A 25,402-nucleotide genomic window follows, 5' to 3' on the forward strand; every position below is an offset into this window, starting at 1 on the left:
ACAGAAATTAGGAGAAAAAAATGCAAGTTATTTTGATGGATAAAGTCGTTAATCTCGGCAACTTGGGTGATGTAGTTCGTGTTAAAGATGGTTACGCTCGTAACTTCTTGATCCCACAACGTATCGCTCGTCGTGCAACTGCAGCAGCGATCGCTGAGTTCGAAGCGAAACGCGCTGAGTTGGAAAAAGCAGCTGCAGCTAAATTGGCTGAAGCTCAAGCACAAGGCGAAAAATTGAACGGTTTGACAGTTCAAATTTCTCAAAAAGCAGGTGTTGATGGTCGTTTGTTCGGTTCCGTAACAAACTTCGACATCGCTGAAGCGTTGACAAAACAAGGCTTCGCAGTTGAGAAAGCACAAGTTCGTTTGCCGCAAGGTCCTTTGAAAACAACCGGTGACCATTCTGTTTCTGTGGCATTGCACACAGACGTGGTAGTGGACGTTGTTGTTGCAGTATTGGGCGAACAAGCGTAATACTGGTTCTTCATCGAATCAAAAAAGCCGGGTACTCCCGGCTTTTTTTACGCCCTTCATGATGTTATAAAAATAACTTGTGAATTCATTATCTACTCTAAAGCTCTAGGCTTTGGATGCTTCGTTTGCGACACTTCTTCTGCTTTTGCGAGCGAATAAAAAGGTATAATGCGCACCATGAAACCATCTTCAGATCCTCAGTTAGATTCCATCCGAGTTCCTCCACATTCCATCGAAGCTGAACAGTCAGTTTTGGGTGGATTGTTGCTCGATAATGCCGCTTGGGACCGCATTGCCGACTTCATTAGCGAAGATGATTTTTATCGCTTTGATCATCGCTTAATCTTTCAGGCAATCGTTAAGCTCATCAACTCCTCGCGCCCAGCCGACGTAATCACTGTATTCGATTACCTCAGTGCTTCGGCTAAAGCAGACGACGCTGGTGGTTTGAGTTACTTGAATGCTCTGGCTCAAAACACTCCATCCGCAGCGAATATTCGTCGCTATGCGGAAATCGTGCGTGATCGTGGCATCCTGCGTAAATTGATTACGGTAGCCGATGAGATAGCCGGACAAGCTTTAAATCCCCAGGGTAAAGAAGTCAAGCAAATGCTGGATGATGCCGAGTCCAAGATCTTTGCAATTGCCGAAGAGGGCGCTCGTGGTGCTCAAGGTTTCCAGGCTATTCAACCTCTGTTGACGCAAGTTGTTGAGCGTATTGATGAGCTTTATAATCGCGACCACACTAGTGACATCACCGGTGTACCAACTGGTTTTATCGATTTGGATCGCATGACGTCTGGTTTGCAACCAGGCGATTTGATTATTGTCGCTGGTCGTCCCTCCATGGGAAAAACAGCGTTCTCAATCAATATTGGCGAAAACGTGGCGATCGATAGCGGCTTGCCGGTGGCTGTGTTTTCGATGGAGATGGGCGGTGCGCAGTTAGCGATGCGTATGTTGGGTTCGGTGGGTAAGCTCGATCAACATCGTTTGCGTACGGGTCGTTTGATTGATGAGGACTGGCCGCGCTTGACGCATGCTATCCAAAAAATGAATGAAGCACAGTTTTACATCGACGAGACTCCAGCATTGAGCTCGATTGAATTGCGTGCTCGTTCACGTCGTTTGTCGCGTCAATGTGGCAAGCTTGGTTTGATCATTATCGATTACTTGCAGCTGATGGCCGGCAACTCTGGCGGTGAAAATCGCGCAACAGAGATTTCTGAGATTTCACGAAGCATGAAAGGTTTGGCGAAAGAACTGGGTTGCCCGGTGATCGCTTTATCGCAGCTAAATCGCTCCTTGGAGCAACGCCCTAATAAACGTCCTGTGATGTCAGATTTACGTGAGTCTGGTGCTATTGAGCAGGATGCTGACGTTATCTTGTTTATCTATCGTGACCAGGTTTATAACCCAGATTCACCTGACAAAGGTACGGCGGAAATCATTATCGGTAAGCAGCGTAATGGCCCGATTGGTAGCGTGCGTTTGAGTTTCTTAGGTGAATATACGAAGTTTGATAATTACGTTGGCTCCTTGAGCGTATACGGTGACAACGAATAGTTTTTGTAGTTTTGTTTTTTGTTTTACCACTAAGTCAGATGATCTCTCACTCAGCTTGCATACAGTGAGAGAGCAATTATAAAAATTTTCTAATTCAGGGAAATAAACATGTTCGGACGATTAATGCCCACAGAGGGTAAGTTTTTTGATCTTTTCAATCAACACGCTGAATTGTGCGTGAAGGGTTCAAAAGAAATGGTCGCGTTGATGACAAATTTCGATGATCTCGAAATTCGTGTGCACGCAATCGAAGGCGTTGAAAAACAAGCTGATGCAGTCACTTACAACACCATTGAACTGTTGCATAAGACTTTCATTACACCACTAGATCGTGATGATATCCATAAATTGATCACCAAGATGGATGACATTTTGGATCTGTTGGAAGATGCTGCACAAACAATCTCTTTATACGACATCCGTGAAATCACACCTGAAGCAAAACGCTTAGCTGAATTGTGCTTGGCATGTTCAGAAAAAGTAAAAGCGGCGGTAGCTTTGTTGCCGAATATGGATAACTCTCGCCAGATTTTGACTATCTGTGAAGAAATCGATCGTTTGGAATCCGATGCAGATCACGTCATGCGTGCAGCAATGTCTAAATTGTTCCGTGATGAACCAGACGTACGTAATTTGATCAAGCTGAAAGCCATTTACGAAATTCTCGAAACAGTGACAGATCGTTGTGAAGACGTGGCAAATATCATTGAGGGTATTGTGGTTGAAAATGCTTAAAGCATTTCAATTGCATGCTTCCTAATTTTTGTTTGCGTTCAACGCAGATCAACGAGAGAATTTATTATGCAAACTAGCTTGTATGTCATCATTTTGTTGGTGACTTTAGCCTTATTGTTCGACTTCATGAATGGATTTCATGATGCAGCGAATGCAATTGCGACAGTCGTTTCGACCGGTGTTTTGCGCCCTGGTCAAGCGGTTGCGTTGGCAGCTATTTTTAATGTATTGGCCTTTTTTGTTTTCAATTTGTCGGTGGCGAAAACAATTGGTAAAGGTACGATTGATCCAGCAGTGATCGATCATTATGTGGTTTTTGGTGCTTTGGTTGGCGCTATCTTTTGGAATCTGGTCACTTGGTATTTTGGTATTCCATCTTCATCTTCACATGCGTTAATTGGTGGTTTGATTGGTGCTGCGGTTGCAAAAGAAGGAACCAGCGCGTTGATTTCCGCTGGCCTGATCAAGATCATCACATTTATCGTGCTTTCTCCCCTTATCGGTTTCTTACTTGGTTCACTATTAATGTTATTGGTATCGTGGATTTTTGTGAAATCGACTCCGTTGAAAGTAGATAAATGGTTCCGTCGCTTGCAGTTGGTTTCTGCTTCTGCATTTAGCTTGGGGCATGGCGGTAATGACGCTCAGAAGACGATGGCGATCATTTGGATGTTATTGATTGCTGCAGGCTACTGCAGTAAAAATGATCCGCTTCCTCCAATGTGGGTTGTTTACTCATGCTACGCTGCGATCGGTTTTGGTACATTGTTTGGCGGGTGGCGTATCGTAAAAACGATGGGTCAAAAGATCACTAAACTGAAGCCAGTAGGTGGATTTTGCGCTGAAGGTGCCGGCGCCTTAACATTATTGTTTGCAAATCTGTCTGGCATTCCAGTTTCGACGACGCACACTATTACTGGCGCGATTGTCGGTGTAGGTTCTGCTCAGAAAATGTCTGCTGTTCGTTGGGGTGTTGCCGGTAATATTGTATGGGCATGGGTTCTGACTATTCCAGCTTCTGCGTTTGTTGCGGCGATCTCTTGGTGGGTCGGTACCAAGATCATGTAAGCATCGGAAAATACAGCGAAAAAACCCGAGCTGTGATGTTCGGGTTTTTTTATGTGCATTTGTTTTCGTTAGTACTTAAGAATTAGAACATTAATTGAGTTTTCTTTTGTTCAAATTGATACCATTGCTGATTTGCTTTGTAATTTACGATCAGCATTGTCGTCAAAGCTTGCGGTAGGCTAATTGTGCAGTTGGAGATATGTTCTTCGCTGATCGCATCCGCTTGGATCTCAAAAAAAACCATGTGTATATCCGCGCTTGGATCGACAATAAGCTGCATCGCATGTTCTCTCAGCGTTTGATGAAGCGATGAAGTCGATGGCCATTTCCAATGTTGAATATTGAGATTGGCACCATTCGATTTGATTAACTTGGTTTCTGTCAACAAATGTGCATTTGCCTTGGTAGACAGTGAATCGAAATCTGAATCAGACAAAGCTGCAAAACGTAAGATGAAGTCTTTCTGGCTCAACTCTTTTGCGTAAAGTTGATGAAGAAATTCCAAGTAATTCAAGCGAAAAATTAAGTTGAGATGAATGTCATCCCGTAACACGATGGTGACCCGATTTGATTCTAATTCGTGCGCGTTTGCGTTTGCGTTTGGCAGACAGTAGCATGCGCCGACCAAGATGCAACTAGATAGCCATTGTGAGTAGCGTAACCACATTTAAGTTATCCTTTATCTACAGTAGCTGATAGACGGCTGCGTTGTCGTGCCACTAGAGTTAATGAATTGAAAATTCCAACACATGGTCTTTCCGCTGTTCTTACTCTGTGCAAGTGCGGTACTCAGCTCAGTTCCACTTAAAGCTTTATAGCGTATCTTGTACGTGCCGGCTGTGTTTGTGTAGGAATCTGAACCTATCTCATTAGTGATAAACGTTTTTGCTGAAGTGAATTGTAGAACCTGATAACCGTCTGTGCTATCTGTACTGAGTGTCATCGCACTTACGTTGAACGGGGTAACCGGTGGTTGGCGCATGGGGCTGTATTTACTCGATTGGTTGGCTAAGTCAGGGCTTGGCGTGCCGCGGAAGCATGACAGTACATATGGAGATGCATCGGTCACGTGATAAGCGTAGCCAGCAGGACCATTGCTGACGGGGTCAGTATTGCCACCACAGGTACTGTCGCGTGGAGCTACTTTGCCGTCAGCGTTGTTGTAACCATAGATGGCAAAGCCGTCGAGAGCCCAACCAATCGGATGAGTGTCCCAATAGCTGCTTGGTTTTGCCGACATTACACAGCTCGGCGCAGCATGATAATGATAGTCATCGGCGCGACCCGCGTGACCGTTACATATATCGAGTTCACCTAAGACTTTGGTATCGCCATTTTGGCAACCACCTTGTTTGCATGGATTGAAGATCGGTACGCCATTGATTGCAATACCGATCGGGCCATCAACTGCCGAGGTTGTCGTTGCGGCGATTGCTGGTGCGAGAGGAATCTTCCAGCCATTAGCACCGTTGAATTTTTGGACCGTTGGCACTTGAAGATTAGTTGCAGTGATACCGTTCATCATTGCATGTGTGGTGATTCCAAGGGAGCTGACATAGGCATAGTTTGCATCGCAACTCACCACAGCATAACCAGTGTTTGATGCGTTCATCGAATTGCGAACATTTACGCAGGCTGCGCTTGAACCCGTCATCGTCGTTCGGGTGAAGTTTAAATTGAGCGAACTAGACCCGAGCGTAATGTTGGCGATGGCATCACGTATGATTGAGCCGGTGATAGCTCCAGAAGTGGGTAGGCTAGGGGATGCTGAAAGAGCATAGATTGTGAAGGTATAGATCTTTGCGCCAGGGCCTTGCGAGCAAGGCGGCTGATATGCCGCCATTGGACCATCACTGCCGACACCGAGAGTGCCGACGCCAAAGCTATCTTTTGCAAGGCTCGTCGTGGTGGCGGGAATGCTGTATAACACCCAATTCCATTTGGTACTCCCATCTCCTGGGAGTGTTGTCATCAATAAAGCAAATTCCTTTGTTCCTGCAGGTGCATTTGTCCAGCTAAGAGGTATCGTTGAACCAGTGCCGTCGCAGGTGTAATCCGCGGTCATTGCACTACCATCTGCGCCAGCACTGCTGCTTAATTTGAAACCGCTACTAGATACTTGTGGCGTCGCGGAGATGATGGATGAACTGTCACCGTCTCCGATTGCGTTGCTGGTTTTGACCGAGCATCGATAGGTCGTGCCATTATTGAGCCCACTCACGAGAAGTGGACTTGCTGCGCCGACTTTCTGTATCGTGGTTGAGTTATTGGTGCATGTAGCGGTGTACGAAGTAATGGTGCTTCCTCCATTTCGAGAGGGAGCGGTAAAGCTCAAAGAAATAGTGCCATCCGCTGCCGTTGCGTTGAGATTTGTTGGTGCTGGAGGTGTGGTCTTTGCGAGGTTAAAATTAGTATCAATCAAGCCAAGTGTCGCGATAGCTTGATCCGTGTCTTCAGCAGTCACTAAGCTGGCAATCGAAATTGATTTGCTGATGTTGTCGGCGACATTGAGGTAGCTTAATCCCTGCTCAATGCTTATGTATCTGCCTACGCTAATCTTGTTATTTAATAGGCGTGTGACCCAACCTACATTCGGATCATTGGCTAGGGAGCGAGCGGACACGAGCATGGCGATCACAACACTACTCCGCGTTTGATTGCCTGAAGCGATATCATTGCTCCAATAATTGACTTCCGTATCTGTTGGTGCGCTTGTACCTGTTCGACCCAACACATTCTTATAAAGTATTTTGACGAAGTCGGCGTTACTCATATTTGCAGTGTAGCCTGTTAGATCAGGATAGAGTAAACCAGCCGCATAGAAGCTATCTGCAATTTGCGAGACGCTCTTACCTGCAAGCAGTTGTCTAATCCAATAATTCATCCCTTCAGCGTCTGGAACTCGGTTGAAGAAGGCAATGTATAACTCAATCAGAGAACGAAGTTGAGTTTCTGAAATTTGTGGAACTAGTGTCCCAAGACTGAGATCGACGCTGAAATCGGTAAAGCTCAGTTTGCTTGACATCGATACGGTGCGCGCACTCTCTTGTCCGGTAGCGTCTACGATGGTCGCATCACTCGCATTCGTGGTGATGCGATAGTTACTGCGCTTTCCAATTAACTGGATAGCTTGTGTAGCGGCTGGTGTTGGCTTCATTGCAGTGCTCTGCATTGCATTATTCTCTTGATTACCCCCACATCCGTTCAACATTCCAAGCAGAATTGGTATGGCGATGATGGAAGGCTTGAGTTTTACGAGAAACATCATTTTCTCCGTTGGGCAAAGTAGAAAGAGCAAAAAAGAATATCTTTAAAAATGTTCGCTATTGGGCTGGTGTCACCGTCCAGGTATCGTCAACTTGCCGATTCTTTCGCGTTGATGTCTCACTTCCAGGTAACCAAGAACGAATATATTCGCCTTTAACGCCTTGGGCTGACACTGTTACCTTTAAGTGCCCTGAGCTACTTTGAATTACGCCTGAATCGTAGTGGTATTCTTTCGCGAGGTTGGCACCACTTGTGTTGTTGGCCGCGCTCGGTTGCGGTACTTCTTGATAAATAACACCATCTAGAATTTGTCTAGCGTAAACATGATCGTGTCCATGAAACACTGCAGTCACTCTGTTGTTGACTAGTAGTTTGTGGATAGGCATGCTCCAACCGGGACGTTTGACGTCAAAGCCATAGCTACCATCTGTGTTCTTTCCACCCCATTCATAAAATGATGCGGCTTCAATTCCTCCACGCATTTGGCCATCGAGCCCTCCCACGAGATTGTGTAAAAAGACGAATTTGTATTTTGCGGAACTTTTACTTAAGGTATCTGATAGCCATTGATATTGAGTGCTTCCCAAAGTCATATTCCAAGCATCCTTACTTGCTTGTGCTTTTGTATTCCAATAAGGGTCGAGAACAATGAAAAGCGCATCGCCCCATTGCCACGCATACCAAGACGCACGTTGTCCAGTTAATTGATTCAGCTCGGGATCGCCACTGTAGAATTTATTCGGCAGAGGATTCGCGTAATATTTTTGTCTCGCGAGGCTTGCCCAAACAGCGATATTGTTTGCAGAGCCGTTATAGAGCCAACCTAATTCGCCTTCATGATTCCCATTGGCAAGGAATAAGGGGGTTGAATGAGTGATGCGACCAAAATGCTGGCGTTCATAAACATAACGGTCATTCACCATGCTCTGACTGGTTGCCATCGCCACGACAGCGTCAAACGGCCCCATATGTTTCTCCGTCATAAAAGTATCGCCAAGATCGATGTGAAAATCTGGCTTGTCGAGGAGGATATTGTCGAGTGTTCGCTGGTACTGAGATAAATTTGAGTTTTCATCAAGATGGGAGTCCGCTTGAATCGTAAAACTAAACGTGTCTCCAAACGATCTTGAGGTATGAAAGTCGTAGATTTTTGAGCTGGTCGCTGTGTTGGTCGCGGTACTTTGATAATTCACCATGTAATAAATAGAAGTGTTTGCAATTAAATTATCAAGTTGAAATTCGAGAGGGACGCCAGCGAGCAAAGCTTTCGTGGGCGTTTGATTAGATAACGCGTTCGGGCTTGTTCCGTAGTTGATAGAAACGAAACCTGCTTGTGAACTCGAAAGCAACTTGATTCTGACGCTTGAATCAGTCGGTGCACCCAACACAATATCGCCGCTGTATGGTGGGGATGCAATTCCTGTTCCAGTCACAATATTTAAAGTTGTTGAAGGCGAACTCTGCCCGAAACTATTGCTTGCGGTGAGTGAACACAGATAACTTTGATTGGCGCTTAAGCTGCCGATTACCAATGGACTTGTAGTGCCTTTGACATTAAGAGTAGACGTGCCGCTAGAACAACTTGCACTGTATTCAAGAATTGGGCTGCCGCCATCGCTGAGCGGCAAATCAAAGCTAAATGAAATGCTGGAACTAGTGTTTGTACTGGTGATATTGCGGGGTGACTCTGGCGCGGTCACACTTAAATCGAAAGTGAGATCTTTGATGCCGATGAGTGACATCGCTCTGGTCGTGTCGTTGGGCGTAATCGCATTGGCAATTGCGATCGTGCGGGTAATGTTGTCGCTAGGATTCGAATAGCTAATGCCTTGAGCTACGGCGAAAAATTGAGCAACTTGTATCTTATTGTTGAGTAAAGTATTGACCCAGCCGACACTGGGGTCATTTGCTAGACTTCTTGCCGAGGCCAACATCGCAATCACAAGTGATGTTCTCGTTTGTCGACCACTTGCAATATCACTTGTCCAATAGGTGACTTCAGCGTCCGAAGGCGCAGTGCTGCCACTCCGACCGAGCACATTCTTATATACAATCCTCACAAAGTCAGCGTTGCTCATGTCTTTGCTGTAACCAGTCAGTTCCGGATAAAGCAGTCCCGCTTGATAAAAGCTGTCGGCGATCTGAGAAATAGATTTTCCATTGATCAGTTGGTCCATCCAATAAGCTAGACCTTCGGAGTCTGGAATGCGGTTGAAATAGGCGACATATAATTCGATCAATGCTTGTGTCTGCGCTTTTGAAACCTTTTGTAACTGATTCGCGATCCCAAGATTAACCCGCAGGTCGCTAAAAACCAATGTACTTGCGTTACTAACGTCACTAAGCCCTTCATTGCCGATCGCATCATTCAGTGTAGTATTGTTTTGTTTGCGCGTGATCGTAAAATTATTCCGACCTCCTGTCAGCGTTATGGTGTTGTTGATTACCGGAGGAGGTGCAATCAGCACATCCGATTGAGTGACATTGTTCTGAGACCCACCGCATCCTGTGAGGCCGATGCAGATCATGAAAATGGATTGTAATGTAGCAGTGATCTTCACGAATGTGCTCCGTTGTCTCAAGAAGGGTTAAGGTATTGTGTAACTAAAGACGGGTGTTCCATTGACCTTGCCTGGGCCTTCGTCCTTAGGTAAGTAAGTTCGCACATATTCGACCTTGACGCCCGTTGGCTCTACTCGAACACGTGTATATCCGGTGCTTGGAAAGCGTTCCCCAGTTAGGTATGCATCTGAATTCCACAATGCGTAATTTGGATCAGCTGGTTCTGAGAGGCTTTGGTAGGTGACACCATCCAATTGTTGATGAACCCAAATGTGGTCATGACCTTGGAAAAAAATGGTGACTTTGTTCGCCACCATCAGTTGGTGAATGGGAAGGTTCCATTTCGGACGTAGCGCAGCAAACTCACTCACGCCTTTCGCATTTTTTCCACCCCATTCCCAGAGCCCCGCGAGCTCGACACCGCCACGCCCAGTTCCCATTACATGGTGGGCAAAAACAAATTTATATTTTGATTTACTCTTTTCGAGCGTTTCTTTTAGCCATAGATACTGCTCATCACCATGTGTGACATCCCACATGTTCGTACGCTTGGGATCGCCACCAAAGACATTGTCAACCGCAACCGGTGAAGCCCAATAAGGATCGATTACCACAAATAAAGCATCCCCCCAAGTCCAGGCATAGTAGTTTCTGAGTAGACCTATAAAGGGCACAATTTCCTTATTACCTGAATAGAAGTAATCTGGAGCAGGTTGTGAGTAATGGCTGTTACGTGCATTCTGTGCCCACACAGCGATATTCTCAGGTGTGCCGTTTAGGTTGAAACGCGCTGCTTGCTCATGATTACCGTTCACAAGAAAAACAGGTGAAGAGGTGCCGATAAGCCCGAGATAGGGGCGCTGAATCGTATAGCGTTCAGTCACTTTCGTCGCGTTGATGGTCTTGGGATCAAGTGTATCGACACTGAAATCATCGCCAAGTAAAAGATAGAAATCTGGTTTGTCCGCTGCCACCGTTTGTAGCGTGCGGGTATACAAGGCGCTGTCAAATTGAGATTTTTCTCGTTCTGGATGAGAGTCGCCCTGTAAGGCAAATGTAAATGCTTGACCGGGGGATCTCGCTGACTGAAATGAATATTCGATTGTTGGGCCCGAGCCAATATTGTTTGAAGCCTGGAAGTCGAGTCGATAGAAGTAACGCGTATCCGCGTTGAGACCTGTCAGTATTAGTTCGACTGGTGTATTCGCACTCAAATTTACGCGTTCGGTTTGCTTTTCGTATTGCCCTGGATTGCGGCCATAACGTATTGATACTGTGCCTGTCTGTGAAGTGGAGAAAATATTTGCTTTAATCGATGTATCGGTTGGGGAGCCGAGAACGATATTCCCTGAGAAATTTCCCAGTGCTACTTCGGCGGCTGGATTGATGGTCACGTTAGTAGACGCATTACTGCTAGCAAAAGCGGTGTTGGTATAGACTTGGCAAGTGTAGCTCTTCCCATTGCTTAGACCGTTGATCGATATAGGACTCGTGCTACCGACACTAGATAAATTCTCGGTGCCAGCATTGCACTTGATCGTGTAATTGAGAATGGAAAGTCCACCGGAATTTGTAGGAGCATTAAAGTAAACGCCACCACCATTATTATTTGAGAATGTACTGATTACTTGCGGTGCCGCTGGCACCGTTGCGAGCAGATTGAAATTTGCGTCTTTTACGTTGAAAGAATCGATAGCTTGAGTGATGTCGCTTGAACTAATTAGCGCCGAGATTGTGCTGAAGCGGCTGATATTATCGGTCGAATTGAGGTAGCTGACGCCTTGTTCGAGCGCAGCGTAGCGTCCCATCTTTACTTTATTATTGAGTAGTTGCGCCACCCATCCGAAATTGGCGTCACCTGCAAACGTCTTCGCAGAGGCAAGCATGCTGGCCACAAGTGAACTTTTCGTTTGACGTCCCGATGTTAGATCATTGACCCAATATTGAATTTCTTCAATGCTCGGTGCTGTACTGCCGGTTCTCCCTAATACGTTTTTATAAATAATGCGGACGAAATCTGCCGAGCTGAGTGTACTAGAGTAGCCAGTGAGTTCCGGAAATAAGGCACCAGCAGAGTAGAAACTGTCCGCGATCTGAGGAATCGTTTTTCCAGATTTGAGTTCTCCAATCCAATATGCCATTCCGTCTGAATCTGGTAGTCGGTTGAAGAAAGCAATATATAGTTCAACGAGGTTGTCGATGTCGGCACCGGAGACGGTAGGTACGAGGGCAGCGATTGTTAAGTTGACGCTCAAGTCGCTAAACACCAATTTGCTCGCATTGCTAGCGTCAGTGCTTCCATCACCGCCAACCAAGTCAATGACTTGGATTGAGTTGGTAGCTCGGTTGATTTGATAGTTTTGGCGTGGGCCATTAAATCAAATAACACCATTTTCAATTGGCGGAGCAGAAAGTGCAATTTTTGCAGGTGTGCTGGCATTCTGTCTGTCGTCATTGCCGCATCCAAACAATAGAATGCTTAGATACATTGACAGGGTGATTGTAATTAGTCGTTTTATCATCGGAAGTGCCATTCAATTGATTGTTGTGTTCAGAGGCAAGGTTAGATGCAGTTGGACAACATCCAACGAGCTCTCTTCGAGGCGTAGCAGTCCTTTGTGAGCCCTTGCAATTTCAAGCGCCACATTTAGGCCAAGGCCCGTACCATCAATATGTCGCGTGCGGGCAGGGTCACCACGATAGAAGCTATCGAAGAATCGTGATCGCTGGTTAAGATCGATGGGACTGCAAATGTTGGTAATGCGCAGTTCGAATTGGTGCTTGTCAACTTTGACGAAAAGATCGATCACCGTACCCTCGATAGCATATTTCACGGCATTGCTTAAAAGATTTGTGAGCAGCTGCCGAATTAACACTTCATCCGCGTTGATTAAGATATGTTGGGGAGATCTTAAGTGGATGTGCTTTTTTGCGGCTAACATTTCCATATCGCCTGTTAATTCTTTGAGCATGTCGCTGATATCGAATTCCGATCTTTCGAGGATGAGATTTCCGCTTTCTGCCTGCGCCAAGAAAAGCAGGCGTTTCGTGATGTGCGTCAAACGTGTGACCTCATCAAGCATCTGAGATTGTTCCTGTTGAACGATACTGTTAGTGGTTTGGTTGAGCGATTTCTCTAGCTTTCCCTGAAGGATTGTGAGCGGTGTTCGCAACTCATGTGCGGCATTAGAGGCGAAGCGAGATGCCTGATGAAAACTTCGCTCAAGCCTTTCGAGCATGTCGTTGTACGAATCAATAAATCCTCTAAATTCAATATATTCATTTTCAGGATTGAGCCGTAAATGAAGTTCATTTTTGTCTATTCTGTTCATCGCCTCAGTGATGGTGTAGAGCGGTTGAGTGACAAGCTTGGTTAGTGCCCATGCTGCCAACACACTACAGAATAGATAAACAGGAATTAAAATTTTGAAGGCGCGTCGCAGTGAAGCATTAATTTCGTTAAGTGCGGAATTTTTCTTGACAATGAGCGCTGCGACAAATCGATCGTTTGCGAGTTGAGCACGGACCCATAGCTCATTCGATGTGCTCAAAGTATCGAGCTGGCAGCGATCCTTCTGCGCTGAAGCTGACGCTTCAGGTTGCTTGGAAATACGATTGAGCAGACTGAACTCGTTAGGCCAGTTTGACGTTCGAATTTGGTTTTTTGAAGGTTCTGAGTTGATGTCGTTGACGGTGAATGCGAGATCGCTCTTTTCTGCTAAGTGCAGTTTTTGTGCCATATCGCTCCAAATTTTCAAACTTTGATCGTAATCAATTGGGTTTTTTGTCAGTCGTTTGATTTCCATACACATACGATTTTCTACACGGCCAGATTCATACTGAGTCAGACTCTGTGTACCAACAACCAAAGCTAGAATGAGAAGTAACGATGCTCCGAGAATCGCACTAATGAATATCTTAACTCGATAACTCTTCATAAATTTTCCCCTCTCGGTGGACGAAAGCGGTAGCCCGCGCCTCGTACCGCTTCGATGATGGAAAAATTGGATTCGGAATCGATGCTGGCGATTTTGTCGCGAATACGCTTTACACAGACATCGACAATATTGGTGCTGGGATCGAAGTCGTATCCCCAAACATGCTCTAATATCTGTCCACGCGTAAAAATTTTTCCAGGGGAGCGCATTAAATACTCAAGTAAGTTGAATTCTCGGCTACTGAGATCGATTTTGACGGTATTGGCAAAGGCCTGACGGTTAATCCTATCAAGTTTGAAATCACCAACGCTAATGATGTATTCCCTTTCGCCAGATATGCGGCGAGCGATAGCCTTTATACGGGCATCCAATTCTTCAACAAAAAATGGCTTTGCTAAGTAGTCATCGGCGCCTAAGTTCAGACCATCGACTCGATCCTTAAGTTGATTGCGGGCAGTGAGCAGGATTGTTGGAGTTGAGTTTCCAGCATTCCTCAATTCTTGAAGTATGCTGAGCCCATCTTTCCCAGGTAGCATAATGTCAAAGATGTGGAGGTCGAAAGTGCTTCGAAGCGCTGTCGTTAGGGCTTCTAAACCGTCTGCGATATGAGTTACCACATAGCCACGTTCCGTTAGTCCTGACGTGACGATATCTGCGATCTTTATTTCATCTTCAACAAGTAGTATTTGCACGATTTGCCCCTTGTGTTCAAACTGAATTTTAGGTGGTATCGCAGAGGTGCAAAATGACATTTCTGTCATTCATGTGACTAAATGTAAGTGTTCTGGCTAGGTCCTTTCGTGAAACTTACAGATCAACAAAGATGACTGTTGACTGGATCACGAGAGAATTGAAGTTATTTTTTTACAATCGAACTTCCAAGGTGCACACAATACGGTGCTCTTTTGTGAAATTCAAAACCGATGATGGGAGTTTGAGAAATGCAGGAATAATGGTATTGCTATACCCCCATTTGACTGCGTTCTTAATTGAAGCCAAATGGGAAATTGTCACAAACACTTACATTTGTTTAAAAAGGTGGACGAAGCTTCGACTCACTTCTAATTTCTCAGTTAACCCTTTGATTTGAACTAGGTGGCGCCCGCGCATATCGCGGACGACGCCAGAAATGGCTTTTGAATTGACTAATGTCGAACGGTGAATCTGCCAAAAAAGGTGTGGATCTAACTCGTCAGCGAGATCTCGAACGGGCTTGCGAATTAATGCTTCATAAGTGGCTGTTTGCACGCGCGTATATTTCTCATCAGATTGAAAGAAAAGAATATCCTCAACTGGGATAAGGCGCAGCTCTTGTCCGATCGAAGCCTGAATCCATTGTAAATAATTAGGTTTCGGCGCAATACCAAGCTGTTTTGCAAGTTGAGCGAGCATATTGCTCATATCGTTGGGCTCTGTAGCACTTTGCAGTCGCGCCTTTAGGCGTTCAACAGTTTTGCCAAGTCTCTCAGGATCTGCTGGTTTCAACACGTAGTCGACTGCTCCTTGATCGAACGCTTCGACAGCATATTGGTCGTAGGCCGTGATGAAGACAATATGTGCTTTACTGCCAATGTCTCTGGCGGCTTCGAGACCGGTCTTTGCCGGCATTCTGATATCTAGGAATGCCAGGTCAGGTTTATGTTGTTCGACCATTTGCACTGCTTCTTCTCCATTTTTTGCTTCATCGAGAATTTGTAATTCGGGCCAGACTTGTTCGAGACGAGATCTTAATTGATCTCGCATTAGTCTTTCGTCGTCAGCGATAATTGCGGTTGGCATATTCTTCCTTTAATCGTCTTGTTGATATTTTGAAATGATCTTAACTTTCTTTTTTTTATTTGGCAATTTCGAAAGGAATTTCGATTGCAACACATACGCCTGACGGTTGGTTTGCTGTAATGATCAATTGTGCGTTATCTTTGTAAATTAGCTTTAGCCGTTCTTTGATGTTTTGCAAACCTAAACCCGTCCCATTACTCGGCACCGCACCGAAGCCTAAGCCATCGTCCTTGACAGTAACACGCAATTTTTCCCCCAGAATTTCAGCTCTAAATTGCAGTGTTCCACCTTCTGCCTTTACCTCTAGCCCATGTTTAATCGCATTCTCAACAACAGATTGCAGCATCATTGGGGGGAACGATGCAGACCGTAAATTTTCCGGCATGATGAAGTCGATATTTAAACGTTCTTCCATTCGCATCTTGATTAATTGCAGATAGGACTTCACGATATCAGCTTCACGCCCTAAATTTGTCTTTGCAGCGTTCTCACGCATTTGTGGAAGTACGGCTCTTAGATATGAAATGAGACTGCGCTGCATCGCTGCAGCCCTCGGAGGATCTGTTTCAATCAAATACTCAACGGATGCTAAAGTATTGAACAGAAAATGCGGCTCAACTTGTGCTTGCATCATCTGCATTTGAGCTTCGCTCACTTGACGCAACAGTGCTTCACGTTCAGCAGCGGCATTCGCGACTTTGGCTTGTTCTTCTGCACGTACTTTTCCGCCCATCAGTGCTTTCATGCCAAACAGGCCAAAGACCAAAAGGGCGATGAAATTTTTAAACCATTTAGAAGATTTTGTTTTCTCTTCGGTCGTCGCTTCTTCAGCTGCGTCCGCTTTTGCTTTGTCTAACTCGGCCTGAATTTCTTTCGCTAATTCTTTGGGAAGTCGAATGTGAACGTCGTCTTTACCGATCGTGATCCCAGGAAGTGAATTGCTGTTTGCTTCCTTCTTTTTGCTTTCATCGACAGCACCTTCAATTTTTTCCTTTATTTTTTCAGCTTGTTCGTCCACAACTTCCCAGCCATCGCCATTGATCTCGACACGCTTTCCAGACGCCATGTGCTCCGGTTTCTTTATACGTATTCCTGTGTTGTCGATTTCAAAGTTCGCGTCATCGGTTTTTATCGTGCGCTTTGCAGAATCCTCTTTTTGGGCGCGTTTCTTTGACGTAGATTTATGTTGACTCGTCGTTGATTCGTTTGGTGAGAGTGCATCTTGAATAATGTCGCCAGAAATGAAGAGCAAGATTGCGAAAAGGAAGAACTTCCACCACGAGAGCTTTCCAACCCAGGTGGCAGTCTTATCAAAGGCTATACTCAGTCCTGCTAGAACTTGACTAGCGAACAACTTCAATTTGGCGAGTGTTTGTGGATCCATGGCTAACTTCTTTTCGTATGATGCGGTATTGCGGCTAGTTAAAAATTTGAGCGATGTCGCTAAAAATCATACTCAAACGCTCGAGTATCTATAGTGTAGTTGTATCTCCAGATAGGGTGGCAAGATTTGCGACAGACTGGATAAATGAGGGTGTAGAGCGTCAAATCCAGAGTGAAAGCGGCGTTGAAAATGCAGCAATCATCAAGGTGGTTGTGTCTTGTTTTATGAGGAAAGCCCGCTCAAGGATTAACACATGCTTAATTCAATCTCCAATGATCTGGTCCTTGGGCAAGCCAAGCGCGCAGATCAAGCTGTGTTTTGGGGCGAGCATAAAGATAGCCCTGGGCCAAGTGACAGCCAAAACCCATTAAAGTGTCAGCTTGAAGCTTGGTCTCTACGCCTTCGGCGATTACTTTGATGTTTAAGCTCTGACTTAATTGCACAATCATTTTTGCGATGCTGCCTTCACCGCTCTTGTCATTAATTTCATTCACAAATGCGCGATCAATTTTGAGTTTGTCGACGTTGAGCTTTTGAAGATGACTCAAAGATGAAAAACCAGTGCCGAAATCATCGATCGAAATTTGCACACCAAGTTGTTTGATGTGATGTAGCGTTTTGATGAGCATTTCTGGGTCGTTCATCGCCATCGATTCAGTGATTTCTAATTCAAGGCAGTTTGCCGGCGCGCGAGTGTCAGTCAGCGCACGCTCTAGACTTTGTAGAAATAACGGATGCGAAAACTGCGCTTGAGACACATTGACAGCCATCTTAAAGTCAGTAAAACCTAGGTTGTGAAGGTGAATTAGCTCGAAACATGCGCTCCGTAGGACCCATTCGCCAATATCGACGATCAAACCTGAGTATTCAGCAATTGGAATGAATTGATCTGGAGGTACGAATTGACCCTCCTCATTTTTCCAACGTAATAGGGCTTCCGCGCCAACTGGGGACTGCGTTCGCATATCGATTTGCGGCTGATATACAACGAAGAGGCGTTCGTTTTCGAATGCCGCACGCAATGCATGCATCATACGAACTCGTTCACGAATTTCGACGCCCATGTCGACTGTAAAGTAGCTGTGTGAAGAGCGTTGGTGTGCCTTCGCACGTTTAAGAGCGATGTTGGTATCTTTCAATGCATCCGATCCACCACCTTCGTATCCACCTAAGCGAATGAGGCCGATCGTTGACGAAAGTTGAACCTCTTGTTTGTCCACTTCAAATGCTTGTTGAAAAATATTAAAAATTCTCGAAGGGGTAACCTGATCTTCGTCGCCGAGTAGGGCAAATGTGTCACCACCTACTCGAGCCAAATGGCAACTGGTGCCAAAATGGTCAAGAAGGCGCTTCGCTACGGAACACAATAGCAAGTCTCCAAATTGATGACCGAGCGCGTCATTGGTTTCCGCAAAATGATCGATATCGATCAAGGACAATACACTACGGTCTTTCATTCTTGACTGCAGAGTTTCGTTCAAGGTTTGAAGGAGTTTGAGACGATTTGCAAGACCAGTGAGCGGATCGAAATAGGCATATTGGTGAAGACGGCTTGTCAGCATCACATTGTTTAAGCCGACCGAGATATTGCTGCAAAATACTTCGAGCAAGCGTTGATCAAGATCGCTCACATCTGTATTTGTTTGTAAAAAGACCGTTAGATTCTTTTGTGACCCGCTCTCGAAGTGAAGAACGATAAAACTATCCTTATAAATATTTCTCTTTTCAGATAGAGAACGCTCGATAAGTGTTTTGATTTCTGATTCGTCAATTTTGTTGGCAGCACGCTCACTCAAGTGGCTAAATTGTGCGCTTGTCGCAATAATATAAAGATCATCTAGTTTTAAAGATGGATGTTGATCATCTATCTGGTTGCACACAAAACCTTCGATTTTGCGACCCAGTAACACTGCGACTTGCTGTAAAACTCCAGAGGAGAAATTTTGCAAACCTTTTTGTGACATGAGTTCTGCGCTGGCGTTAACGATAAACTCAAGGCCGCGTTGGTTCGCTGATATCGAACAAATTTGTTCGTAAGATCGGATGGCTGAGGTTACCGTCGTGTAAAGCTTCGTGCGTGTTAGCTCTGATTTTGTCTTGTAATCATTAATGTCGTAATCGCGAATCGCGTCGATTTCAGGCGCATACCCTGGCTGCCCAGTTCGAAGAATGATACGAACATCAATAAGGCCTAAATTTTTGCGGACATAGTTGACGAGATTGAGGCCCGCGTCTTCCTGCTCCATCACTACGTCAAGCAGAATCACAGCGATATCAGGCTCACGAGCAAGTATTTCTCTAGCTTCGTTCGCCGAGTAAGCATGAAGAAAGGTAAGTGTGCGATTTTGAATTTCTAGACTGCCCAAAGCGAACATCGTCGCTGAATGCACGTCAGGATCATCATCGATGATCATAATTCGCCAACTTGCCTTAGGAATGGGGGCGCCGTGTACACTGACACTTTGTTCATCCATGAAGATCAATGCATCGTCGTTCGCTTGATTCAAGTCACTCATTCGCTGAGGTGCTCCGGGTCTATTTGAGGTTCCCAACTTTATCGATATGCTGAGAAGCCCAGTTTCTGGCGTGTTACCAGTATAAAACAAGAATGCAAATCAATACTGTTGGATTGGTACAAATATCGAAAATTCGATAATTATATTTTTCTGATAATTTTCCCAATTACTTTTTAGGCCGATGTCCGCGAAGACTGTTAGAATCATGTGAAATTCTTTCTAACTTCGATCTGCGATTATGTCTGGTAATACCTTTGGAACTCTCTTTACTGTCACAACTTTTGGCGAATCTCATGGGCCTGCAATTGGATGTGTTATCGATGGCTGTCCACCTGGAATGCATCTGAGTGAAGCTGATATTCAACCAGAACTCGATCGCCGCCGTCCTGGCACGTCACGACATGTCACGCAAAGACAAGAACCTGATCAAGTTGAAATTTTATCGGGAGTATATGAGGGAAAGACGACTGGAACACCAATTGCGTTATTGATTCGCAATCAAGATCAACGCAGTAAGGATTACGGCAATATCGTCGATACGTTCCGTCCCGGACACGCTGATTTTACCTACTGGAATAAGTACGGTATTCGTGATCCACGAGGTGGCGGGCGCTCATCGGCTCGATTGACCGCGCCAGTAGTTGGGGCGGGGGCAATCGCAAAAAAATGGCTTTTTGAAGCCTATGGCACGACTTTTCATGGGGGAATGACTCAACTTGGCGAAATTGCCATCCCATTTCAGTCTTGGACGCATACCAGCGAAAATCCTTTTTTTGCACCAACAGATGATGCTGAATTGATTGCTCAACTTGAGGGCTATATGGATGCGTTGCGCCGTGATGGTGATTCCATCGGGGCAAAAATAGAAGTGGTCGCAAATCAAGTTCCAATTGGCCTTGGGGAACCTATTTACGATAAATTAGATGCAGAGATAGCTTATGCGATGATGGGTATCAATGCTGTAAAAGGTGTTGAGATTGGCGCAGGCTTCGCTTCTATCGCACAGCGGGGATCGGTTCATGGAGATGAAATTACCCCCGATGGTTTTATAGGAAATAATGCGGGCGGCATATTGGGTGGGATTTCAACGGGGCAAGAAGTTCGTGTTGCAATGGCAATTAAGCCCACTTCATCCATTCGCGTCCCACGACAATCGATCGATAAAGATGGAAACCCAGTTCAAGTTGAAACATTTGGTCGTCATGATCCGTGTGTCGGGATTCGCGCCACACCTATTGCAGAATCTATGTTGGCATTGGTCTTAATGGATCATGCCCTTCGCCATCGTGCGCAGTGTGCAGATGTCCATGTGAAGACGAATAGAACTTGAATTTTATTGCATTTTTGTAAAGTGTTGCGACGAAATATTAGTTGGAATTTTTGTCTTTTTCCTGAAAATAGCCGACTAATATTTAGTTATTTCTAATTTCCCAGATTTTTATTTTGCTTTTCCGGCTTGAAAAAAACCGTTTTTGGCGGTTTTGCAGCGCACAATTGTGGCATAATCGAAAGCTTAGTTTTTAGCTTAACGATTTTTTACCATCAGGCTTCTGCATATGTCTAAAACGCTTTATGACAAACTTTGGGAATCGCATCTCGTACACTCTGAAGATGATGGGACTGCCATCATCTATATCGATCGTCATCTATTACACGAAGTGACTAGTCCTCAGGCGTTTGAAGGACTCAAGTTGGCAGGGCGCCAACCATGGCGCGTTTCGGCTAATTTGGTTGTTGCGGACCATAATGTTCCGACGACAAATCGAGCTAATGGCATTGACGATCCGACTTCAAGACTGCAGGTGGAAACCCTCGATGCGAATGCAAAAACTTACGGGTTGACTTACTTTGGCATGAACGATTTGCGTCAAGGAATTGTGCATGTGATTGGGCCTGAACAAGGTGCTACCTTACCTGGGATGACTGTCGTTTGTGGTGATTCGCACACCTCTACGCATGGAGCTTTCGCTTGTTTAGCGCATGGTATCGGTACGTCGGAAGTTGAACACGTTTTGGCAACCCAAACCTTAATCGCGAAAAAATCAAAAACCATGTTGATTCAGGTCGATGGCGTAACTCCTGTGGGTGTGACAGCAAAGGATATCGTGCTCGCGATTATTGGCAAAATTGGTACCGCTGGCGGTACTGGTTATGCGATTGAGTTTGCTGGTCAAGCTATTCGAGACTTGTCTATGGAAGGACGCATGACAGTTTGCAATATGGCGATTGAGGCGGGCGCGCGTGCCGGTATGATCGCTGTTGACCAAACGACGATCGACTACGTGAAAGGAAGGCCATTCACTCCAGTAGGCGCTGACTGGGAAGCAGCAGTCGCGTATTGGCAGACTTTGCAAAGTGATGAGGGGGCTCAATTTGATACCGTGGTTAGCCTGGATGCTGCTTCGATTCAACCTCAAGTGACGTGGGGCACCTCACCGGAAATGGTCGTAGCCATTGATGGAGTTACACCTGATCCGCAACATGAAACAGATCCTGTTAAACGTGACGCTATCGTTAAGGCGTTGGCCTACATGGATTTGCCTGCCAATTTACCCGTGCAACAAATTTCAATCGATAAAGTTTTTATTGGTTCTTGTACTAACTCTCGAATCGAAGATCTACGCGCAGCCGCGGCGGTGGTAAATGGTAAACAACGCGCCTCTAGCGTGAAATTGGCGATGGTTGTGCCTGGATCTGGTCTCGTGAAAGCGCAAGCTGAACAAGAAGGCTTAGATAAAATTTTTGTGGCCGCAGGTTTTGAATGGCGGGAGCCTGGTTGCTCAATGTGCTTGGCGATGAATGCGGATCGTTTAGAGCCCGGCGAACGCTGCGCCTCCACTTCGAATCGTAATTTTGAAGGGCGTCAAGGGCAAGGCGGACGTACTCATTTAGTCTCGCCAGCGATGGCAGCAGCAGCAGGCATTGCTGGGCATTTTGTTGATGTTCGATCCTTTTAATGCGAACTAATCTGAAATGATGAATAAAAGGGAATGGAAATGAAAAAAACGATATTGATGTTATGTGCTCTTCTTGCTTTAACCGCTTGCAACACTATTCAAGGTTTTGGTAAGGATGTAAAAAAAGTGGGCGAGGTCGTTGAGACGGCTGGGAAAAAATAATAATGGAAAAGTTTACCTTATTGGATGGTTTGGTGGCACCACTCGATCGTGCAAATGTGGATACTGATGCGATCATCCCTAAGCAGTTTTTGAAGTCAATTCGACGTAGTGGTTTCGGACCAAATTTGTTCGATGAGTGGCGCTACCTCGATCATGGTGAGCCAGGGATGGATAATTCCACTCGTCCTTTGAATCCTGAATTTGTATTGAATCAAGATCGTTATGCTGGGGCATCAATTCTTTTGACGCGAAAAAACTTTGGATGTGGCTCTTCGCGTGAGCACGCACCTTGGGCCTTGCAGCAATATGGATTTCGAGCAGTGATTGCTCCGAGTTTTGCAGACATCTTTTTTAATAATTGTTTCAAGAATGGGCTATTGCCGATTCGACTTGAAGAGGATGCGGTTGAACATCTTTTTCAATTTGTTCAAGAAAATATTGGTGCACATTTGCTGGTAAGTCTTGAGAAGCAAACCGTGTCAACCAAAGATGGTGCTTTATCGTTGCACTTTGATGTTGATCCGTTTCGCAAGTATTGCTTGCTCAACGGATTAGATGACATCGGATTGACCTTGGTGCATGCAGAAAAAATCCGCGCCTTTGAGCAGAAACATATCCAAGTACAGCCATGGTTGGCAAAAACAATATAAATTATTTAGAAGATTATTCGCATGAAAATCGCAGTGTTGCCCGGTGATGGCATTGGGCCAGAAATTGTTGCTCAAGCAGTTAAAGTGCTGAAGGCACTTGGTGAATCTTTTGAAATGGAGTTCGCGCCAGTCGGCGGGGCTGGATATGAGGCAAGTGGGCATCCGCTTCCTGAGGCAACTTTGAAGTTGGCCTTAGATGCCGATGCTGTCCTTTTTGGTTCGGTCGGCGATTGGAAATATGATACTTTAGAGCGCGCTTTGCGTCCCGAACAAGCTATTTTAGGCTTGCGCAAAAATCTGAATTTATTCGCCAATTTTAGGCCTGCCATTCTCTATCCAGAATTGGCGGGCGCTTCTACTCTTAAACCTGAAGTTGTCTCTGGTCTCGATATTCTGATTATTCGCGAGTTGACGGGAGATATCTATTTTGGTCAGCCGCGTGGAGTTCGTGAATGCCCAGATGGTCCATTTAAAGGGCAGCGGGAAGGCTTTGATACCATGCGTTACGCCGAAGGCGAAGTTCGGCGTATTGCTCACGTTGCTTTTCAAGCAGCCCAAAAACGCGGTAAACGTTTGACAAGTGTTGACAAGGCCAATGTGCTGGAGACTTTCCAATTTTGGAAAGATATCGTGATCGATGTGCACAAGGAATATCCAGATGTGGCTTTAGATCATATGTATGTCGATAACGCCGCCATGCAGTTGGTGAGGGCGCCGAAGAAATTTGATGTGATCGTCACGGGAAATATGTTTGGTGATATTTTGTCCGATGCTGCTGCAATGTTGACCGGTTCGATTGGCATGCTTCCATCCGCGTCGTTGGATGCGAATAACAAAGGATTGTACGAACCATCTCATGGCTCTGCCCCAGATATCGCTGGTAAAGGAATCGCTAATCCATTGGCGACGATTTTGTCTGCAGCGATGATGTTGCGTTACTCGTTGAAGATGGAAGCCCATGCTGATCGTATTGAAAATGCGGTCAAGGCTGTATTAGCAAGTGGCTTGCGTACGCCAGATATTTTTGAAGAAGGTTGCGTGAAGGTTGGTACCGAGGAAATGGGTAACGCCGTGGTAAAAGCTTTGGTGTAGTGTGTGAATCGAGTGAGTCGAACTCGTAATTTTTAGGGAAAGATGATGAAACTAGTTGGTTTGGTAGGTTGGCGTGGAATGGTGGGTTCAGTCTTGATGCAGCGTATGCAGCAAGAAGGTGATTTTGCTCATATTGAACCTGTGTTTTTTTCGACTTCGAATACGGGTGGTGCGGCCCCCGCAATGGCGAAGAATGAAAAAACATTGAAAGACGCAAATGATATTGACGCATTAAAAAAGTGCGACATTATTATTACCTGCCAAGGCGGCGATTATACTTCTGCAGTTTTCCCAAAATTGCGGGCTTCTGGTTGGGATGGCTATTGGATTGATGCAGCATCAACATTGCGTATGGAAAACGATGCTGTCATCGTTTTGGATCCAGTCAATCTTGACGTAATTAAAACGGCATTGTCACGTGGCGTAAAAAATTACGTCGGCGGCAACTGTACAGTTTCTTGTATGTTGATGGGGTTGGGGGGCTTGTTTGCGAATGGCTTGGTTGAGTGGATGTCATCTATGACGTATCAAGCGGCATCGGGCGGCGGTGCTCAACATATGCGTGAATTGTTAACTCAGTTCGGCGCGATCAACTCAGAAGTTAAAGCTTTGCTTGATGATCCAGCTTCTGCGATTTTGGAAATTGATCGTAAAGTGTTGGCAAAGCAGCATAATTTTGCTGCTGATGAAACGAAGCAATTTGGTGTTCCTTTAGCGGGCAATCTGATTCCTTGGATTGACAAAGATTTGCATAATGGACAATCGAAAGAGGAGTGGAAGGCTGGAGCTGAGACTAATAAGATTTTGGGGCTAGGCGAAGCGTTCGGTACGCCTGTCATACCAGTTGATGGTTTATGTGTTCGTATCGGCGCTATGCGTTGCCATTCTCAAGCCTTGACCATCAAATTGAAGAAGGATGTTCCTCTAGATGAAATCGTTGACATGATTGCAGCGAATAATCAATGGGTCAAAGTTGTGCCGAATAATCGTGAAGATTCCATGCGTGATTTAACGCCAGCGGCAGTTACAGGCAGTTTAACTATTCCGGTTGGTCGTTTGCGTAAGATGCAAATGGGCGGCGATTACTTGTCTGCTTTCACTGTTGGCGATCAATTACTGTGGGGCGCGGCGGAACCATTGCGTCGTATGTTGAGGATTTTGATCGATTAATTTTTTACTTGAAGTTTGAGTACTCCAATCGAATGAGAAAAGAAGGAGCGCAAAGCGTTCCTTTTTTTTTAGTCTTTGTTTTA

At 45.4% G+C, this 25,402-nt stretch carries 20 protein-coding genes; 10 read left to right on the plus strand and 10 right to left on the minus strand.

Going from position 1 to position 25,402, the window contains the following annotated elements:
- Positions 1-20 precede the first annotated feature (20 nt).
- The 4 genes from rplI (at position 21) to H8K36_RS17640 (ending at position 3,842) form a co-directional block, all read left to right on the plus strand.
- Positions 21-473, plus strand: coding sequence for a 50S ribosomal protein L9 (gene rplI / locus H8K36_RS17625; RefSeq protein ID WP_186917839.1), 453 nt, complete (start codon positions 21-23; stop codon positions 471-473).
- A 177-nt stretch (positions 474-650) separates the two neighbouring features.
- A complete protein-coding gene (locus tag H8K36_RS17630) occupies positions 651-2,039 on the plus strand; it encodes a replicative DNA helicase (RefSeq protein WP_186917840.1) in 1,389 nt (462 codons plus the stop codon).
- Between the two features lie 108 nt (positions 2,040-2,147).
- The gene (locus H8K36_RS17635) at positions 2,148-2,774 is read left to right on the plus strand and encodes a DUF47 domain-containing protein (RefSeq protein ID WP_186917841.1); all 627 of its coding nucleotides are present in this window, start codon (positions 2,148-2,150) and stop codon (positions 2,772-2,774) included.
- A gap of 66 nt (positions 2,775-2,840) precedes the next feature.
- Entirely contained in the window at positions 2,841-3,842 is a 1,002-nt protein-coding gene (locus H8K36_RS17640; protein ID WP_186917842.1) for an inorganic phosphate transporter, read from the plus strand.
- Between the two features lie 82 nt (positions 3,843-3,924).
- Here the strand turns inward: H8K36_RS17640 and H8K36_RS17645 are convergent, their stop codons facing one another.
- The 10 genes from H8K36_RS17645 to H8K36_RS17690 form a co-directional block, all read right to left on the minus strand.
- Positions 3,925-4,509, minus strand: a complete 585-nt coding sequence (locus H8K36_RS17645; RefSeq protein ID WP_186917843.1) for a hypothetical protein — start codon at positions 4,507-4,509, stop codon at positions 3,925-3,927.
- A gap of 12 nt (positions 4,510-4,521) precedes the next feature.
- Positions 4,522-7,110 carry a YHYH protein gene (locus H8K36_RS17650; RefSeq protein ID WP_186917844.1) on the minus strand — a complete coding sequence of 863 codons (2,589 nt, stop codon included), beginning with the start codon at positions 7,108-7,110 and terminating at the stop codon, positions 4,522-4,524.
- 55 nt (positions 7,111-7,165) lie between these two features.
- Positions 7,166-9,670, minus strand: coding sequence for a DUF4214 domain-containing protein (locus H8K36_RS17655; RefSeq protein ID WP_186917845.1), 2,505 nt, complete (start codon positions 9,668-9,670; stop codon positions 7,166-7,168).
- 27 nt (positions 9,671-9,697) lie between these two features.
- Positions 9,698-11,926 carry a DUF4214 domain-containing protein gene (locus tag H8K36_RS17660; protein ID WP_186917846.1) on the minus strand — a complete coding sequence of 743 codons (2,229 nt, stop codon included), beginning with the start codon at positions 11,924-11,926 and terminating at the stop codon, positions 9,698-9,700.
- Entirely contained in the window at positions 11,923-12,126 is a 204-nt protein-coding gene (locus tag H8K36_RS17665; RefSeq protein WP_186917847.1) for a hypothetical protein, read from the minus strand. The genes H8K36_RS17660 and H8K36_RS17665 overlap by 4 nt, the downstream gene beginning before the upstream one ends.
- A 79-nt stretch (positions 12,127-12,205) precedes the next feature.
- Positions 12,206-13,477: an ATP-binding protein gene (locus tag H8K36_RS17670; RefSeq protein ID WP_186917848.1), complete on the minus strand. Its 1,272-nt coding sequence runs from the start codon at positions 13,475-13,477 to the stop codon at positions 12,206-12,208.
- A gap of 128 nt (positions 13,478-13,605) precedes the next feature.
- Positions 13,606-14,301 (minus strand): response regulator transcription factor, encoded by a 696-nt coding sequence (locus H8K36_RS17675; protein WP_186917849.1) that lies wholly within the window; start codon positions 14,299-14,301, stop codon positions 13,606-13,608.
- Between the two features lie 328 nt (positions 14,302-14,629).
- Positions 14,630-15,388, minus strand: coding sequence for a LytR/AlgR family response regulator transcription factor (locus H8K36_RS17680; protein WP_186917850.1), 759 nt, complete (start codon positions 15,386-15,388; stop codon positions 14,630-14,632).
- Positions 15,389-15,443: 55 nt separating this feature from the next.
- Positions 15,444-16,772: a sensor histidine kinase gene (locus H8K36_RS17685; protein WP_186917851.1), complete on the minus strand. Its 1,329-nt coding sequence runs from the start codon at positions 16,770-16,772 to the stop codon at positions 15,444-15,446.
- A gap of 257 nt (positions 16,773-17,029) precedes the next feature.
- A complete protein-coding gene (locus tag H8K36_RS17690) occupies positions 17,030-19,288 on the minus strand; it encodes a bifunctional diguanylate cyclase/phosphodiesterase (protein WP_186917852.1) in 2,259 nt (752 codons plus the stop codon).
- A 238-nt stretch (positions 19,289-19,526) separates the two neighbouring features.
- Here H8K36_RS17690 and aroC point away from each other — a divergent pair, with 238 nt between their 5' ends.
- From aroC to asd, 6 genes are all read left to right on the plus strand, one after another.
- Positions 19,527-20,618: a chorismate synthase gene (aroC, locus tag H8K36_RS17695; RefSeq protein ID WP_186917853.1), complete on the plus strand. Its 1,092-nt coding sequence runs from the start codon at positions 19,527-19,529 to the stop codon at positions 20,616-20,618.
- 226 nt (positions 20,619-20,844) lie between these two features.
- Positions 20,845-22,245 carry a 3-isopropylmalate dehydratase large subunit gene (gene leuC, locus H8K36_RS17700; protein ID WP_186917854.1) on the plus strand — a complete coding sequence of 467 codons (1,401 nt, stop codon included), beginning with the start codon at positions 20,845-20,847 and terminating at the stop codon, positions 22,243-22,245.
- A gap of 57 nt (positions 22,246-22,302) precedes the next feature.
- Positions 22,303-22,407 (plus strand): entericidin A/B family lipoprotein, encoded by a 105-nt coding sequence (locus tag H8K36_RS17705; RefSeq protein ID WP_408058401.1) that lies wholly within the window; start codon positions 22,303-22,305, stop codon positions 22,405-22,407.
- Between the two features lie 2 nt (positions 22,408-22,409).
- Positions 22,410-23,057 carry a 3-isopropylmalate dehydratase small subunit gene (gene leuD / locus H8K36_RS17710; protein WP_186917856.1) on the plus strand — a complete coding sequence of 216 codons (648 nt, stop codon included), beginning with the start codon at positions 22,410-22,412 and terminating at the stop codon, positions 23,055-23,057.
- A 21-nt stretch (positions 23,058-23,078) separates the two neighbouring features.
- Positions 23,079-24,149, plus strand: a complete 1,071-nt coding sequence (gene leuB / locus H8K36_RS17715; protein WP_186917857.1) for a 3-isopropylmalate dehydrogenase — start codon at positions 23,079-23,081, stop codon at positions 24,147-24,149.
- A gap of 45 nt (positions 24,150-24,194) precedes the next feature.
- Positions 24,195-25,319, plus strand: coding sequence for an aspartate-semialdehyde dehydrogenase (gene asd, locus H8K36_RS17720; protein ID WP_186917876.1), 1,125 nt, complete (start codon positions 24,195-24,197; stop codon positions 25,317-25,319).
- Positions 25,320-25,402 lie beyond the last annotated feature (83 nt).

The sequence above is a fragment of the Affinundibacterium nitidum genome (assembly GCF_014284155.1).
In the GTDB taxonomy this organism is placed as follows: domain Bacteria; phylum Pseudomonadota; class Gammaproteobacteria; order Burkholderiales; family Burkholderiaceae_D; genus Undibacterium; species Undibacterium nitidum.

Excerpts from the sequence above, each read along its gene's own strand:
- rplI (WP_186917839.1), top strand. The coding sequence starts at position 21 with ATGCAAGTTATTTTGATGGATAAAGTCGTTAATCTCGGCAACTTGGGT.
- H8K36_RS17630 (WP_186917840.1), top strand. The coding sequence starts at position 651 with ATGAAACCATCTTCAGATCCTCAGTTAGATTCCATCCGAGTTCCTCCA.
- H8K36_RS17635 (WP_186917841.1), top strand. The coding sequence starts at position 2,148 with ATGTTCGGACGATTAATGCCCACAGAGGGTAAGTTTTTTGATCTTTTC.
- H8K36_RS17640 (WP_186917842.1), top strand. The coding sequence starts at position 2,841 with ATGCAAACTAGCTTGTATGTCATCATTTTGTTGGTGACTTTAGCCTTA.
- H8K36_RS17645 (WP_186917843.1), bottom strand. The coding sequence starts at position 4,509 with ATGTGGTTACGCTACTCACAATGGCTATCTAGTTGCATCTTGGTCGGC.
- H8K36_RS17650 (WP_186917844.1), bottom strand. The coding sequence starts at position 7,110 with ATGATGTTTCTCGTAAAACTCAAGCCTTCCATCATCGCCATACCAATT.
- H8K36_RS17665 (WP_186917847.1), bottom strand. The coding sequence starts at position 12,126 with ATGACGACAGACAGAATGCCAGCACACCTGCAAAAATTGCACTTTCTG.
- H8K36_RS17670 (WP_186917848.1), bottom strand. The coding sequence starts at position 13,477 with ATGGAAATCAAACGACTGACAAAAAACCCAATTGATTACGATCAAAGT.
- H8K36_RS17680 (WP_186917850.1), bottom strand. The coding sequence starts at position 15,388 with ATGCCAACCGCAATTATCGCTGACGACGAAAGACTAATGCGAGATCAA.
- H8K36_RS17685 (WP_186917851.1), bottom strand. The coding sequence starts at position 16,772 with ATGGATCCACAAACACTCGCCAAATTGAAGTTGTTCGCTAGTCAAGTT.
- H8K36_RS17690 (WP_186917852.1), bottom strand. The coding sequence starts at position 19,288 with ATGAGTGACTTGAATCAAGCGAACGACGATGCATTGATCTTCATGGAT.
- aroC (WP_186917853.1), top strand. The coding sequence starts at position 19,527 with ATGTCTGGTAATACCTTTGGAACTCTCTTTACTGTCACAACTTTTGGC.
- leuC (WP_186917854.1), top strand. The coding sequence starts at position 20,845 with ATGTCTAAAACGCTTTATGACAAACTTTGGGAATCGCATCTCGTACAC.
- H8K36_RS17705 (WP_408058401.1), top strand. The coding sequence starts at position 22,303 with ATGTTATGTGCTCTTCTTGCTTTAACCGCTTGCAACACTATTCAAGGT.
- leuD (WP_186917856.1), top strand. The coding sequence starts at position 22,410 with ATGGAAAAGTTTACCTTATTGGATGGTTTGGTGGCACCACTCGATCGT.
- leuB (WP_186917857.1), top strand. The coding sequence starts at position 23,079 with ATGAAAATCGCAGTGTTGCCCGGTGATGGCATTGGGCCAGAAATTGTT.
- asd (WP_186917876.1), top strand. The coding sequence starts at position 24,195 with ATGAAACTAGTTGGTTTGGTAGGTTGGCGTGGAATGGTGGGTTCAGTC.